The sequence below is a fragment of the Nostoc sp. S13 genome (genome assembly GCF_029379315.1).
Taxonomy (GTDB): Bacteria; Cyanobacteriota; Cyanobacteriia; order Cyanobacteriales; family Nostocaceae; genus Nostoc.
This window is the reverse complement of the sequence record NZ_JAQYWQ010000145.1, coordinates 1-14,783: the sequence shown is the minus strand read 5'-3', so window position 1 is coordinate 14,783 and position 14,783 is coordinate 1. Positions and strand designations below refer to the sequence as shown.

The 14,783-nt window shown below is 42.1% G+C and carries 12 protein-coding genes, 1 tRNA gene and 1 pseudogene; 11 read left to right on the top strand and 3 right to left on the bottom strand.

Annotated elements, in window-relative coordinates:
• Nucleotides 1-261: 261 nt before the first annotated feature.
• A complete protein-coding gene (gene thrC, locus PUQ00_RS28995) occupies nucleotides 262-1,566 on the top strand; it encodes a threonine synthase (RefSeq protein WP_300423066.1) in 1,305 nt (434 codons plus the stop codon).
• A 90-nt stretch (nucleotides 1,567-1,656) separates the two neighbouring features.
• On the top strand, nucleotides 1,657-1,932 hold the full coding sequence (locus tag PUQ00_RS28990; protein WP_300423063.1) for a ubiquitin-like small modifier protein 1: 276 nt from the start codon (nucleotides 1,657-1,659) through the stop codon (nucleotides 1,930-1,932).
• A gap of 313 nt (nucleotides 1,933-2,245) precedes the next feature.
• Here the strand turns inward: PUQ00_RS28990 and PUQ00_RS28985 are convergent, their stop codons facing one another.
• Together PUQ00_RS28985 and PUQ00_RS28980 are read right to left on the bottom strand one after the other, a co-directional pair.
• Entirely contained in the window at nucleotides 2,246-2,599 is a 354-nt protein-coding gene (locus PUQ00_RS28985; RefSeq protein WP_300423061.1) for a hypothetical protein, read from the bottom strand.
• A gap of 266 nt (nucleotides 2,600-2,865) precedes the next feature.
• Nucleotides 2,866-4,575 carry an iron uptake porin gene (locus PUQ00_RS28980; RefSeq protein WP_300423071.1) on the bottom strand — a complete coding sequence of 570 codons (1,710 nt, stop codon included), beginning with the start codon at nucleotides 4,573-4,575 and terminating at the stop codon, nucleotides 2,866-2,868.
• Nucleotides 4,576-4,846: 271 nt separating this feature from the next.
• Between PUQ00_RS28980 and PUQ00_RS28975 the strand changes: the two genes are divergently transcribed.
• On the top strand, nucleotides 4,847-4,975 hold the full coding sequence (locus tag PUQ00_RS28975; RefSeq protein WP_300423058.1) for a hypothetical protein: 129 nt from the start codon (nucleotides 4,847-4,849) through the stop codon (nucleotides 4,973-4,975).
• A complete protein-coding gene (locus tag PUQ00_RS28970; protein WP_300423056.1) occupies nucleotides 4,951-7,326 on the top strand; it encodes a hypothetical protein in 2,376 nt (791 codons plus the stop codon). The genes PUQ00_RS28975 and PUQ00_RS28970 overlap by 25 nt, the downstream gene beginning before the upstream one ends.
• A gap of 101 nt (nucleotides 7,327-7,427) precedes the next feature.
• Here PUQ00_RS28970 and PUQ00_RS28965 read toward each other — a convergent pair whose 3' ends face one another.
• Nucleotides 7,428-7,619 (bottom strand): hypothetical protein, encoded by a 192-nt coding sequence (locus PUQ00_RS28965; RefSeq protein ID WP_300423054.1) that lies wholly within the window; start codon nucleotides 7,617-7,619, stop codon nucleotides 7,428-7,430.
• Nucleotides 7,620-8,162: 543 nt separating this feature from the next.
• Between PUQ00_RS28965 and thrC (PUQ00_RS28960) the strand changes: the two genes are divergently transcribed.
• The 7 genes and pseudogenes from thrC (PUQ00_RS28960) (at nucleotide 8,163) to PUQ00_RS28930 (ending at nucleotide 14,746) form a co-directional block, all read left to right on the top strand.
• Nucleotides 8,163-9,254, top strand: coding sequence for a threonine synthase (gene thrC / locus PUQ00_RS28960; protein WP_300423051.1), 1,092 nt, complete (start codon nucleotides 8,163-8,165; stop codon nucleotides 9,252-9,254).
• Between the two features lie 103 nt (nucleotides 9,255-9,357).
• On the top strand, nucleotides 9,358-9,948 hold the full coding sequence (locus tag PUQ00_RS28955; protein ID WP_300423048.1) for a chromophore lyase CpcT/CpeT: 591 nt from the start codon (nucleotides 9,358-9,360) through the stop codon (nucleotides 9,946-9,948).
• A 241-nt stretch (nucleotides 9,949-10,189) separates the two neighbouring features.
• Nucleotides 10,190-10,260, top strand: a tRNA-Cys gene (locus PUQ00_RS28950).
• A 242-nt stretch (nucleotides 10,261-10,502) separates the two neighbouring features.
• Nucleotides 10,503-10,703 carry a hypothetical protein gene (locus PUQ00_RS28945; protein WP_300423046.1) on the top strand — a complete coding sequence of 67 codons (201 nt, stop codon included), beginning with the start codon at nucleotides 10,503-10,505 and terminating at the stop codon, nucleotides 10,701-10,703.
• 25 nt (nucleotides 10,704-10,728) lie between these two features.
• A pseudogene (gene hsdR, locus PUQ00_RS28940) lies at nucleotides 10,729-12,903 on the top strand (EcoAI/FtnUII family type I restriction enzme subunit R); the annotation flags it as partial.
• Between the two features lie 5 nt (nucleotides 12,904-12,908).
• Nucleotides 12,909-14,006 (top strand): N-6 DNA methylase, encoded by a 1,098-nt coding sequence (locus tag PUQ00_RS28935; protein WP_300423068.1) that lies wholly within the window; start codon nucleotides 12,909-12,911, stop codon nucleotides 14,004-14,006.
• On the top strand, nucleotides 14,003-14,746 hold the full coding sequence (locus tag PUQ00_RS28930) for a restriction endonuclease subunit S (protein ID WP_300423041.1): 744 nt from the start codon (nucleotides 14,003-14,005) through the stop codon (nucleotides 14,744-14,746). Before PUQ00_RS28935 ends, PUQ00_RS28930 begins: the two co-directional genes overlap by 4 nt.
• The last annotated feature ends 37 nt before the right edge of the window (nucleotides 14,747-14,783 follow it).

The following is a 14,783-nucleotide window of genomic DNA, read 5'->3' as shown; positions in this document are numbered from 1 at the left end:
CCGATTATTCATCCACCAGTCGTACAGAATACCTTTCCTGTATTCTGACTCCTGACTCCTGACTCCTGACTCCTGACTCCTGAATTCTGTTCGATAAATGTAAATACTAGATACGGGAATTACTCATGTCAAAGTTTTACAATACTCATTCCTCTCAATACTAAGCATACCCGACAAAATTTGTCGGGTATGTTTGACTGGTATTTTTGCTCGTGTTACTATTCAGGCAACAGCGACAGACAAACTTATTAAAGCTAGTTTATGACTCAGGCAATCACAACCCAAACCAAAGCCAGCACTGCCTACTTTCAAGCCTTGAAATGTAAGGAATGTGGTGCAGAATATGAACTCAAAGCCACTAATGTTTGTGAGTTATGCTTTGGGCCGTTAGAAGTGAAGTATGACTACAACGCCCTACGTCTGACTGTCACTCGTGAAACAATTCAAGCCGGGCCCAATTCAATTTGGCGCTACCGTCCCTTTTTGCCTGTTGCAACTGACAATGTTATAGATGTGGGAACTGGTATGACTCCCTTGGTTCGTTCCCACCGTCTTGCCCGTCGCCTGGGTCTAAATAAACTTTATATAAAAAATGATGCCGTTAATATGCCTACCCTTAGCTTTAAGGATCGGGTAGTGTCAGTTGCCCTCTCTAGGGCGCGGGAGTTGGGTTTCACTACTGTTTCTTGCGCTAGCACTGGTAACTTAGCAAATTCTACAGCTGCGATCGCAGCTCACGCCGGTTTAGACTGCTGTGTGTTCATCCCCGCAGATTTAGAAGCTGGTAAAATTATCGGTAGCCTGATTTATAGTCCCACCCTAATGGCCGTAAAGGGCAACTACGATCAAGTAAATCGTCTCTGTTCGGAAGTCGCTAATACATACGGCTGGGGTTTTGTCAATATTAATCTACGTCCTTATTACTCTGAAGGTTCCAAGACGCTAGGCTTTGAAGTTGCGGAACAACTAGGTTGGGAACTACCTGACCATGTTGTTGCTCCCTTAGCATCTGGCTCACTATTTACAAAAATTTATAAAGGGTTCCAAGAATTTGTAGAAGTTGGTTTGGTAGAAAACAAGAATGTTCGTTTCAGTGGTGCTCAAGCTGAAGGTTGTTCACCCATCGCCCAAGCCTTCAAAGAAGGACGTGACTTTATTAAGCCAGTGAAACCGAATACAATTGCGAAATCGCTGGCGATCGGCAATCCAGCAGATGGCATTTATGCTGTAGAGTTAGCCCAGAAAACTGGCGGTAATATTGAATCAGTCAATGATGCAGAAATTATTGATGGCATCAAGCTGCTGGCAGAAACTGAAGGTATCTTCACAGAAACAGCTGGTGGTACAACCGTTGCCGTGCTGAAAAAACTGGTAGAAGCGGGCAAAATTGATCCAGATGAAACAACCGTGATTTACATCACTGGCAATGGTCTGAAAACGCAAGAAGCAATCCAAGGCTACGTTGGCGAACCTTTGACAATTGATGCTAAAATAGATAGTTTTGAACGTGCTCTAGAGCGATCGCGTACTCTTGAACGCTTGGAATGGCAACAAGTCCTCGTTTAGTTATTTGTCATCAGTCATTTGTCCTTTGTCATTTGTAAGAACAAAGGACAAATGCAAATCCTCACTTTTCACTCCTAAATTTCTACTTTTATGGCTGTAAAAGTTTTAGTTCCTACGACTCTTCAAAGTTTTACTAATAATCAGGCTACTCTAGAATCCAACGGTAGCACCATTGCTGAATTATTGGACTCCTTAGAAAAAAGCTTTCCTGGTATTAAATCTCGGTTGTGCGATGAACAAGGCAAGCTACGTCGGTTTGTAAATTTTTACGTCGATAGCGAAGATATCCGCCATTTAGATGGTATAAACACAATTCTTAAAGATGGCGATGAAGTAAGTATTGTCCCAGCTGTCGCCGGTGGTTAATACAAAGAACAGCAAATAAAGTAGAATCCTAACTAGAGAAACTATTTGCAAGATTGCCTCGTTCCCAGGCGGAGACTGGGAATGCCATTAAGAGGCAGAGCCTCTCTTACCTGACTTTTCCGTGTCCTCTGAAAAAAATCAACTTGATAGTGTCAGGTTTCATGTATTTGAACCACATCTGTCGTAGGGGCACAGCAATGCCGTGCCCCTACCCGCGTGGTCTATTTCCTGAAAATAGCTGTAAGTTGACACCAATGGCTTTCGGCCCACCCCACAATAAGTAGTTGAGTATTTTTTCACATTTGTCAGTCGCTTATACAGCAATTATCTGAGCAAGTCTTTCTTGCCAAGATTCATTGTTATCAATAGTTAAGATAATCCGCTTGTAAGATTCATCTCGCAATTGAATGGTTAAATAATTTGTCTCTCGATTCACATACCAAAACTCTTTACCCCGGTTAGTGTAATAAGTTCCAGCCTTAATCGCTCCAGGAATAAAGCTACCAGGGGAACGCAATTCTCGCCAATTACTTTGGGGTTCATCTGTAGTAACTTGTTCAATATGGGCTAGTGATATTTGCCAAAGTTTATTCAAACGAACAGCTAGCAGCTGCTCTTTAAACGTAAATTCTATCTGTAATTCATCATTAACTATACTTAGATTCATAATTAACTTCGCCGTCAGTAATTTTTCATATAGTATTATCCAGAAAAGTTCTACTATAATCAATATTTGCTGGAGATTGGCAAGTGCCAAAATTATTCACTATTTGATTGATAAGCATTTGGCAACTTGGCAGATTGTGATGAGAGTATTTTGATATATTGCAGAAATTACCAAGATGTTTTTACTTTTTATACAAAGGACGGGCTAACCCCCGTCTTCTTTACTACTAATTATTTAAGTTCTAGAATATTTATTTGCAAGCAGAATTAAAAAGTAAAAGTACTCCGCAGAAGGCCGATGGTAACTGAGTCGCTATCTGGTGTGTTACCAGGCTCCAAGATATGAATTATTCCCGGTGTAATGCTGATGTTATCTGTTAGCTGGAAACGATAAAATGCCTCAATTTGAGTGGTTGTCCCTGGTTGTCCACCTGCACGTCCTAAACCTGTATTGATAAAATCAGGGACATTATTCCCTATCGGTAAATCACTACTGGTGATTTTAGGAGGTTGACCGACATAAATTCCCGCCAAATTTCCTCTAGCAAATAAATCAGGGAAATTTAGAAACACCATATAATTTGTCGTCTCTACATTTCCTGATTGCCCAGGAATGTAAGATTTAGTATAACCACCCCATGCACCGGCGCTAATGCGGGGTGAAATTTGCCAAGTTACAGTTGCACCCACGGCGTTGGTTTGCAGAGGTGCTGATTTTCCGGTAGTGGTATTAACTGTAGTTAAGCATTCATCACCAACAAAGGTTAGTAAACAACCATTTGAAGAGTAGTTGTTAACGTAATACAAACTCAAATCGAATGTATCAGTTGGTGTCAGCAGCAATTGCACACCTGTAGTGGTGGTTCCATCAAATAAACCGCTACCTTTACCAGGATTTCCTGGTTGATAACTAGTATAAATTGCCTGCAAACTAGCGTGTTTAGCAAATTGCCAATCAATAGCTATACCGCCGTGACCATATCCCATATTTAAAATTGGGTTTCTTTGGGCAAAATAAGACAACGGCCCGGTTGCAGCACTTTCTACCCGATTGGGGCCTCGGAAAGCAGATGGCATACTTACGCCTTCTGTTCCCACCATTATTGCTAATTTATCTGTCACCAGCCAATGAAAATTCAGGTCACTTATAATCAAGCCATCTGTAGGAAATTCATAGCCAAGGAAAACATCATTTCGGGAAACACTATTGGTAAATCTCGGCGAACTTTTTCCATTACCATCTAAAAGACCTGTAAACAAGTAACTACTGGGAGTGATTTGACTAGTTAAATATAGTTGCGCCAGGGATATAATATTAATGTTTGTCCCTGCATCATTTGTATCTTTTTTTCCATCTCTAGGATTAACATCACCACGATTGTTAGTTCGTCCTTGAATGCCAACTATCAGTAATCCATTGAGTTTGGTTGTTGTTGAGAATTGGTTGGCTTTGATTTCGGCGGTTCTGGCTTCTAAACTATCGACACGACCCCGCAAAGTTGCTAATTCCGGGGCAAATTCTGACTGCAATTTTTGTAATATTGCTAAATCTTCGCGAGTGACTAAATCGCTGGTGGCTGTAGTGATTAATTCGTTGACTCTATCTAAACAAGCATTCACACCCGCAGCAAATTCATAGCGAGTTAAGGCGCGATTACCGCGATAGCTACTATCTGGATAGCCTGCTATACAACCATAGCGTTCTACCAAAGACTGCAAGGATTGGAATGCCCAATCGTTGGGTTGTACGTCCTTGAGTTGAGAAACCGATGTAACTTGCGCCATCGGATTTTCTGGTGAGAGGGGGAGAGAGGGGAGAGAGGGGGATGAGGGGGATGAGGGGGATGAGGGGGATGAGGGAATAATATTATCGTTCTTAACTTTTGAATCTTGAGTAGTTACTGTATTTATGTACTGTTGTGCTAGTGCTTTTTGTGCAACTCCATTTACTCCGGCAATTAGTAACCATGCCAATATCCTGGTTTTGCAATGACTGCGCCTAATAAGTCTACCTTTCAACTTTTTACACTCGGCTCACATACTTAAGTGAAGAGTGTATTCGCGATCAGTTAGCGTTCACATGAGGATATTTACGGATTTTGTCCAAAATTAGACTTAATGTTTCTGGGCAACTTCTGAAAGGACGAGTATAACAGGGTATTAGGTAGTGGGGAATGGGGGAGATGAGGGAGTGGAGAGTGGGGAGTTACGAGTTAGGAGTTAGGAGTTAGCGATTAGGTATTGTTTATTGGGAAGAATTCAGTCCCAATGCCCAATGCCCAATGCCCAATGCCCAATGCCCAATGAATGCCCAATACCTAATAAGTCTTATTGCATTGATTGGAAACTAATATGGCAAATCGCTCACGCAAGCTGAGGCCAAAAGCCTCTAAACGAAATCAATCTGATGCTGGTGTGATGAAACGCCTCGCTAAAAAACCCCAGAAAAAGCTAAAGCGGGGAAGTTGGTTGTCGTCAATGTTAGCGATCGCAATTCTATTAAGTAGTGCTAGTCTAATTATGGCTTTTGCCTGGATTAGCATTCTCTTCATCTTCAATCCAGATCAGGTAAGCTGGCTAAATAAAATTTTACCTGCATGGGCACAAATCCCCCTTAGTAAGCACGAACGCCCCCAAACTCTCAAACAAATTCAACTCGATTTGAGTAAAAAAAACCAAATATTTGGGGAAACTTTGCCTTTAAATCAGGATGTGAAAGACTCATTTTTACTACCAGTTTTTCAACAGCGTGCTAATTGTCAATCTGATTGTAAAGAAGTTGTGGAACTCAGGGTTTACGAACGCTCAGAAGAATTAGAGTTTAAATCTGAGTCAGAAAATTACTACTATCTAGCGACTCAATTGCCTGTAACTGGGGCAGAAGAATCTTTTCTAATTTCTTCCTTGCTTGAAGAACCCCAAGATATCAACATTCCCCTACCTTTAACTGAAGTGCAACGCTTTGAAGGTGGGACACCATCACCAGGAGTTTGGTTTAATTTGCGGGGTCAACGCCAACAAGGAACTAATGCGTTCGTCGCAGACGTTGGCGGAGCCATCGCTTACGGTTACGTCGTATACTACAATCCAGAACGCAATAATTTACTACAAATGTTGTCTTGGACTAGTCCTAATGGACAATTGCCCAAATGGCAACAGGTAACTGGTGATGGTACAAAAGAGTTAGTTGTTGATCAAACTATCGGTTTAGAACCGCACTTACAGGTTTACCAAGTCAAGCCTCTGAAGTTATTCCTCAAACCAATTCAATTGGAGGCGATTACTCTCAACTCACCAGCCCTCAAGGATTCTGCATACCAAAACGCCCTGTCAATTGCCCGTAGTGGACTGTGGACACCAGCCTTTGAATGGTTGAAATTCATCAAGAAACAGCGCAAAGGAGTTTTGCCAGAGGCGGCGCAAGCGCAAATGGATTTGATTCGCTTGCATTCCCAACTTACTAAAACCCAAGCCCAGAAAATTTGGGTAAGTCCTAGTCAAGAAGTGCTGGCAGATTTGATTGATGGTCGCTGGGAGAAAGCTTTACAGGTATTTCAAGCGTCGCCACATAATCCCCAAGAAATTGCTACCCTACTCAAAGCTGATGAAAAACGGTTGTGGAATCGCACAGTGGCCGCGTTGCGGGTGAATCCAAATAGACTAGAGGTGCAAGCTTGGTTCGCTTTGATTTTAGCAGTTCAGCAGGGAGAAGGAAATGCTAATTCCTGGTTAAAGGCGCAACCAAAAATTACAAAAGATAATCTTGCTTATATTCAAGGTCTGTTAGCAAAACTCAATGGTGAGGGTACAAAGTCGCAAATATCCTCTACTCACCCTAGTCAAATTGTTGGTACAGTGCAACCAATTACTCAAGTTACCAACACCGAATGGCTGCAACCAAATTCCCCAGCAGATTTGAAACTTACAGATAACCAAGTTTGGTATCAGGTGGAAGTGAGTGCATTTAATGATGGAAAACGCTGGCTAAATTCCCCTTTTGAAAATTTCAACCCACCCAAAACTTCCCCCGCCAAATTTTTATGGGAAACTTTGGGAATCACTTCTGACCCAGAAATCCAGATTATGGTTTGGTTGCCCAATGGAGAACAACAAATTACTATAGCCGCTATCAAAGCGGTGCAACTACGGGGTAAAGTTTTGCGCCTATTAGCTGCTGGCCCAAAAATTCCAGCGAATCTAAACAATGTTCTGCAACCGAAACCTTTAGCCTTGACAAATGCAGCGCTGGAATGGGTGCAACCATCTCCAATCACTCTCCAAGAAGTCTATCAACAAAATCCGCAAGGGGTCAAGGTAATTTTATCGAGTGTGTGGCAATCTTTACAGCAATCTGCTGAACTTCCGCCTGGTGCGATTCCTAGCTTTGAGCAGATGCAGGAAAAGTTGGGTGATTGGCCGGTTCAAGTGATTGATTTAACAAATAACGCTCAACCAGAAATAATACTGACTATCTCAGCAGCAGAAATAGCATCATTGAATCAGTCTACACCTGGGATTCCGGGGAAAAACACAGAGCTACTCAGTGAACGGACTATAATTTTGTCTGATAGTAATAAAGTTATTTACACTGATTTTACAGGAAATTACTTACAAAAACTCTCTGCGATCGCCAAGCTTTCAGGCGGGCAATCCTTAGCTTTACTTGTAGAAAATGCTCATAACTACAGTTTGAGACGCTGGTCAGAGAAAAATCAGCGCTTTGAATAGCAGGCCCCTTAGCAAAATTTAGCTCCTGACTAAAATTTAGATTTGAGAGGGGAAAAGCGTAGGCGTAGCCCGTCGTAGACATCGCTATCTACAAGATTGACTTATTCTTTTTGGTTAGCATCGGCTAGACGTTGGTGCTTCAGGTTTTCCAACTGCTGCAACAGGGAGTCTACCTCTGCTTGTAAATGCATTAATTTAGCTTGCTGATCGTCTTGATAATAAGACTTGGTTAACTGACTGACCCAGCTAGTCTGGGAGTCGCGATCGGAAACACTAGATAAACAAGTAGGCATCGCTAATTAAATCCACAACTTAACTCACACCATTAGAAATATTATAATAATCCTGTTTTAAACTTTATTATAATATTGGATATTTTCAATCAATTACTCTAATGGATTTTAGGTTTAATTATAAGAGACAGTGATCATAATGACTGTGTTCCAGAGAATACATTGCCCCAAGTGTGCAACTCTTCGTTCCACTCGACGGTACTTAGTAATACTTAATTGATACCCTCTCAATTACGGCTGTATAAATTATTTTGTCATATTTGCGGAATTTACTTAATAAATTAGATATAGACTATATTTCGTTAAACCGAAGAGTGCCGTGGCGGTTTATGATAAACTGACGTTCTAAATAAAATAAAAATCGCAAGTGTAACGCCTGCACCACAAAAAATAATATTCTTAAAAATATACGTTTGGAATTAAGGGACTCTCAACTGGGAACTGGCAAAGAAAAATTTACTTTCTTTCTTTTCCCGATTCTGCGCTTCCCTATCTACACCTTTCTAAAATATCCGATCCTTACATTAAGAAATTTTAAATCCCGTGACTTTGAGCCTGTCTACTGCTAAATCTCATCGCCAACCCTGGCCCGGACTGATAGAAGCCTATCGCGAATACTTGCCCGTCAGCGAAAAAACACCGATTGTGACTCTGTTGGAGGGTAACACACCCCTAATACCAGTGCCAGCGATCGCCGAACGCATTGGCAGACAAGTGCAGGTTTTTGTAAAATATGACGGTCTCAATCCCACCGGCAGCTTCAAAGACCGGGGGATGACTATGGCAATTTCCAAAGCCAAGGAAGCAGGGGCAAAAGCAGTAATTTGTGCCAGCACGGGCAACACCTCAGCCTCCGCCGCCGCTTATGCCAGGCGTGGGGGCATGAATGCCTTTGTGCTGATTCCCGAAGGTTATGTGGCGCTGGGCAAATTAGCCCAAGCATTACTCTACGGTGCAGAAGTATTGTCAATTAAAGGTAATTTTGACCAAGCATTAGAAATTGTCCGCGAGATGGCCGAAAGCTATCCGATCACTTTGGTAAATTCGGTCAATCCCTACCGTCTACAAGGGCAAAAAACAGCAGCCTTTGAAATTGTCGATGTGCTGGGTGATGCTCCAGACTGGCTGTGTATCCCCGTAGGGAATGCAGGAAATATCACAGCATATTGGATGGGATTTTGTCAATATCATCAAGCCAAAAAGTGCGATCGCTTACCCCGAATGATGGGATTTCAAGCCGCAGGTGCAGCCCCCTTAGTACACGGTCAGCGAGTGGCGCATCCTGAAACCCTAGCGACAGCAATTCGCATTGGTAATCCTGCTAGTTGGGAGTTAGCTATTGCAGCGCAAACCGCGAGTCAGGGAAATTTCCACGCCGTTACCGATACCGAAATTCTCGACGCTTATCGACTTTTGGCAGCATCAGAAGGTATCTTCTGCGAACCTGCTAGCGCCGCTTCTGTAGCCGGGTTGTTGCAGGTGAAAGACCAAATTCCGACAGGGGCGACAGTGGTTTGTGTCCTCACCGGCAATGGTCTAAAAGACCCAGATACAGCCATTAAACACAATCATAGTCAATTTCAACAGGGTATTGCAGCAGAATTGGGTGTAGTAGCCCAGGCAATGGGATTTTAAGCACTCTGGAACTAAAAGCGATCGTCATATCTAATTGAAAAATTGCGTAGGCATCAGAACTTTCCAAGAGGAATTTTAAATTTTGAATTCGGAGCGAAGCGACGTGACTCATTCTACTGATATTGCCACCTTAGCCCGGTGGATGGCAGCTGACTTTAGCAATCAAGAACAAGCTTTTGAAAATCCGCCTTTTTATGCCCACATTCGCGTATGTATCCGTCCCCTTCCCTTGGAATTGTTCTCAGGGGTAAGTTTGTTTCTCGAACAAGCTTATGATTTCATGCTCAATCAACCCTATCGGATGCGGGTAATGAAGTTGATTCCGGTAGAAAACCACATTGTTATTGAACACTACACGGTTAAAGAAGAACAAAAATTTTACGGCGCATCTCGTGACCCTGAACGTTTAAAAGTTTTATCCGTTGACCACTTGGAGAAAATGCCAGGTTGCAACATGATTGTAGAGTGGACAGGTAATAGCTTCAAAGGCAGGGTTGAACCTGGTAAAGGCTGCATTGTGGTTCGTGACGGCAAAAATACTTATCTAGATAACGAATTTGAGATTGATGCTAAAGAATTTTTCAGCCTCGACCGGGGAAGGGATTTAGACACTAATGAACGTCTGTGGGGTTCTATCGCCGGCCCATTTCACTTTGTCCGATGGGGCAATTTTGCCGATGAAGTTAAGGTGTAACAAGTGAGGAGTTAGGAGTTAGGAATTAAAACTTATAACTCTGTTTAATCTGCTAAGAGTTGTTTGTAGCATATAGTTAATTTGTGATCAGAATTTTCTAGCGATCGCCTAAAGACTACCAGAAACATCCAGTTAACCCACTATCTCTACCTCAGAATCCTATGCTATTATGGTTTAACTAGTGCTCTATGGCTACTAAGATACCTTAAAAACATTAAAGTAGTTCCGGGAATCCTGGTGTGGCGGCATAGCCAAGTGGTAAGGCAGAGGTCTGCAAAACCTCCACCCCCGGTTCAAATCCGGGTGCCGCCTTGAAATAATGTACATTAACTAATTATTTGTCACTGTTAACAGATTATTGTCACATTTAACTAATTAATTGTCACTCCCACCAAATTTTCTTGTTTTGTGGTCTTCAAGACGCTCGTTCGCCTTTGGCGTCTCCCCTTGGGAGAAGACACGAGAAAGCGTCACGCTATCACTGGCGGGTCTGAATCCCCTACTGATTGCATTCTGACTCCTGAATTCTGACTTCTGAATTCTTCTTCAAGTTGTTGTCCCAAGCACAGGAGCGTTCGCCCTTCGGGTTCGGCAGTCCCCCATCGACGGGAACCGCCAAGACGGGGGCTGCCTCACTTGAGCTTGTGGAGTTTGACACAAAAAAGGCGATCGCATCTTTAGATGCAGGTAAGCCTGTAATTCCCGTTTGGTTGGACGAGATTTATCAGAGGTTAGCGGTTAAATTGGACGAGTAAATGATGAAGTCAAGAAAAATAAGAAATGAGCAATGAAGCGAATACTTGCCGTAAATATGTGGAGCCAAAGTTAAAGGATGCAGGATGGGAGAGAGAATCCCATACTTACTATGAGCAGTATTACTTTACTGATGGCAAGATTCGCCCGAAAAATAAGCGCCAACCCCGTGGTAAACGGAAGTTTACAGATTATTTGCTGCTATATAACGGAGAATTTCCCTTAGCTGTGGTGGAAGCCAAGCGAAAACATAAAACACCAGATGAGGGACTGGAACAGGCAATAGACTATGCCAATCTTCTAGGGGTAAAGTTTGCTTACTCTACTAACGGACAAGGAATTGTAGAGTTTGATTTCATCACGGGTAAGCAGTCTGATGTGATGGAATCGTTTCCTAGTCCTGATGAACTTTGGCGACGATTAACTGGGGAAGCGAAGGAGCAAATTAAAACAGATATAGCAGAAAAACTGTTAACTCCGTTTTATCCAATTCCAGATAAACCACTGCGCTACTATCAACGAAATGCTGTTAATGCTGCACTAGCGGCAATTTTCAAAGGTCAAAAGCGCCTACTGCTGACAATGGCAACGGGAACAGGTAAAACTACTGTTGCTTTCCAAATTGCTTGGAAACTGTCAAGTTTGGAGTGGAATGTTTCTGGAGAATCTCGTTCTCCTAGAATCCTGTTTTTGGCAGACCGGAATGTGCTGGTAGATGACCCGATGAATAAGGATTTTTCTGCCTTTAATCAGGAGAAAATTTACAAAATTCAGGGGGAAGCAAAAAAAGGACGCGACCTCTACTTTGCTATTTATCAAGCAATTGGTGATACACAATATAGTTTTGGACTTTACAGAGAATATAATCCTGATTATTTTGACTTGATTATTGTTGATGAGTGTCACCGAGGAAGCGCCAGGGATGAAAGTAACTGGCGACAAATTCTAGAACATTTTGAACCTGCGTATCAGTTAGGACTTATAGCAACACCGCTACGCGATGACAACGTTGATACCTATCGCTACTTTGGCAATCCTCTTTATATATATTCCCTCAAACAAGGGATTGATGATGGTTTCTTAGCTCCCTATCGAGTTTATCGGATTACTACCCGTTCCGATCGCGAAGGATGGCGACCTAACGCTGGACAGATTGACCGCTATGGAAGAACAATTCCCAATGAAGTTTATCTCACTCCAGACTTTGAGCGGAAGTTAGTGAGAGAAGCACGGACAAAAGCGATCGCACAACACATTACTGATTTTTTGAGAAGTGGCGATCGCTATGCCAAAACTATTGTCTTTTGCGTGGATGAGGAACACGTTAAAGCAATGATTAAGGAATTACGCAACCTTAACAGCGATATCACCAGAACAAATCCTGACTACATAACTCGCATTACCTCTGATGCTGGTGATGTGGGTAAAGGACATCTCTACAAATTTAAAGATGTCTTAGATGAAACTCACATTATCGCTGTTACAGCTAAATTGCTAACAACTGGCGTGGATATTCCCACCTGTAAAAATGTTGTGCTTGCCCGTGTTATTCGTTCAATGACAGACTTTAAGCAGATTATTGGACGGGGAACTCGTGTACGAGAAGAACGGGGGAAGCGATCGTTTAATATACTGGATTACACCAATAGCACGGTGTTGTTTGAAGATAGAGATTTTGACGGGGAACCCGCCCTGATTAATGAATCAGAGATAGATGATGATGGGCAAATACTCTCTGAACATGAGGAGGAATTGGAGTCAGCAGAGTTAGAAGAGGAACCAGACGACTTGGAAGACGATGAAAGGTCTGGATTTCGGGGAATCCCAGGTGATGATGACGAACTACCTCGGAAATATTACGCTGACGGGGGAAGCGAAGAGATTATTGAAGAAAGAATTTATGATTTAAACCCAGACAATCAACTGCGCTTGTCTCGATTAATTGACTACACTAGAGAACAAGTTAGGATTCTCTATCGTTCTACTCTAGAAATACAGCAATGCTGGGCAGATCCAGAACAGCGTTCAGAAATTATTGAATTGTTGGCGGATAGAGATATTGATTTTGATGAGTTAAAACAAGTTACTAAGCTTCCCGAAGCTGACCCTTTTGATTTACTATGTCATATTGCCTTTGATGCTCCGGTGCTGACTTGCAAACAACGGGCTGAAGCGTTGCGTCGTCGTAAGGTTGATTTTTTTGAACAATAAAGAATTGTAGCGCCCAAGATTGGCAGATATTACAAAAAAGCATTATTGGCGGTGAGGCAAAATCCTTGCCTTTGATGTTAGCGCACATGAGTTTGCTGTTACATGGGTTTGAATATCCCGATATTGATGATGGTAATAGTCTGCGGTTTACCCTTTCGGAGATGGGTGAAAAGGATTGGGTAGACGTGATTCTCACAAATCCGCCGTTTGGGGGTGAGGAGGAAGACAGAATTAAAAATAACTTTCCCCCGGATAGACAAACTAAAGAAACGGCGTTGTTATTCCTTCAGTTGATTATGCGTCGTCTCAGACAAAGACCCAAACCAGGACGCGCCGCAGTAGTATTTCCCAATGGGGTGCTATTTGGAGATAATACTTGCGCCAAACTCAAGGAAGATTTACTCAAGGATTTTAATCTGCATACCATTGTCCGTTTACCTAAAGGGGTGTTTGCACCTTATACAGATATTCCTACAAATTTGTTATTTTTTGATCGTTCTGGACAAACGGATGAGATTTGGTACTATGAGTTACCTTTACCAGAAGGACGGAAAACTTATACGAAAACTAAGCCCATACAGGATAAAGATTTTGCTGAATGTGTGGCATGGTGGAAGAACCGAGAAGAGAATGGACAGGCTTATAAGTATAACTTTAGGGAAGCTTATAAGCAGGCTAGAAAAGAAGCAACACCTCATTGGGATGCTGCTAAAAAAGCAGAAAAAACTGCTTATCAGCTTGCAAAGACAGTTAAGCAATTAACTGATAAAATCCAAGGGTTACAAAATTCAATTTTGGACTTTTTACCACCGAAAGAAGTTGCACAGATAAAAAATCAGATTCAGTTAGTCAAGGATGAGGTCAAACAGGCTCAAACTGAGGAGCAAAGTCAGCGCCAGATTGCTAAAGTTGAAAATGCTAAAGGGGATGCTATTTACGGGGCAATTTATAATCTTGACCGGAAAAGCCCAAATAATCAGCAGGATTTTGAGCATTTACCGCCTGAACAGTTAGTGGCAGATATCTTACAGAAAGATAGGCGCATTGCTGAAATTATGGGGGAGATTCAACAGTTGTTGGCAGGGGCAGAATGAGTAAAGATTTGTCTTTAGTGCCACTTAAAGAAATCCTCACAAAATCGGAAGACTGGATAGACATTAACCCTACAGAAAAATATAAACAAGTAACTGTCAAAATTTGGGGTAAAGGTGTTGTAGAACGTAATGAGGTAACTGGAGCAGAAATTGCTGCTTCCAAAAGATTAAAAGTGCATTATGGGCAGTTTATATTGTCCAGGATTGATGCTCGTCACGGTGCTTTTGGTCTTATACCAAATTCTCTTGATGGTGCTGTGGTTACTAATGATTTTCCTGTTTTTACACCCAATAGTCAAAAGATTTTGCCACAGTTCCTTGACTGGATGAGTAAAACAAAGGATTTTATAGAACTTTGTAAAGCTGCTAGCGAAGGAACTACAAATAGGGTTCGGCTAAAAGAAGACAAATTTCTCTTGATGAAAATCCCCCTGCCACCGCTAGAGGAACAGCGGCGGATTGTGGTGCGGGTTGAGGAACTGCTGGGGAAGGTTGAGGAAGTGCGATCGCTTCGTCAAAAAGCATTAGAACAAACAGAAGCTTTTGTTACTAGCTTACATTTAAGCTTGGCAGATTCAAAGATAGTTACACTTGATGAAATTCTTACTCTAGACGAACAGCAAGAGCAAGTTTTATTTGGAAAACACTACCCTCAAGTAGGAGTCAAAGGTTTTGGAGGCGGACTTTTTGCTAAAGAAGCTATAGACGCAACTCAAACTACTTATAGGACTCCTATTTGATTTCTGAACAAGACTAAGAGAGAATACGGAGAGGTTT

Coding starts and splice junctions, on each gene's coding strand:
- thrC (WP_300423066.1), top strand. CDS start 262: ATGACTCAGGCAATCACAACCCAAACCAAAGCCAGCACTGCCTACTTT.
- PUQ00_RS28990 (WP_300423063.1), top strand. CDS start 1,657: ATGGCTGTAAAAGTTTTAGTTCCTACGACTCTTCAAAGTTTTACTAAT.
- PUQ00_RS28985 (WP_300423061.1), bottom strand. CDS start 2,599: ATGAATCTAAGTATAGTTAATGATGAATTACAGATAGAATTTACGTTT.
- PUQ00_RS28970 (WP_300423056.1), top strand. CDS start 4,951: ATGGCAAATCGCTCACGCAAGCTGAGGCCAAAAGCCTCTAAACGAAAT.
- PUQ00_RS28965 (WP_300423054.1), bottom strand. CDS start 7,619: ATGCCTACTTGTTTATCTAGTGTTTCCGATCGCGACTCCCAGACTAGC.
- PUQ00_RS28930 (WP_300423041.1), top strand. CDS start 14,003: ATGAGTAAAGATTTGTCTTTAGTGCCACTTAAAGAAATCCTCACAAAA.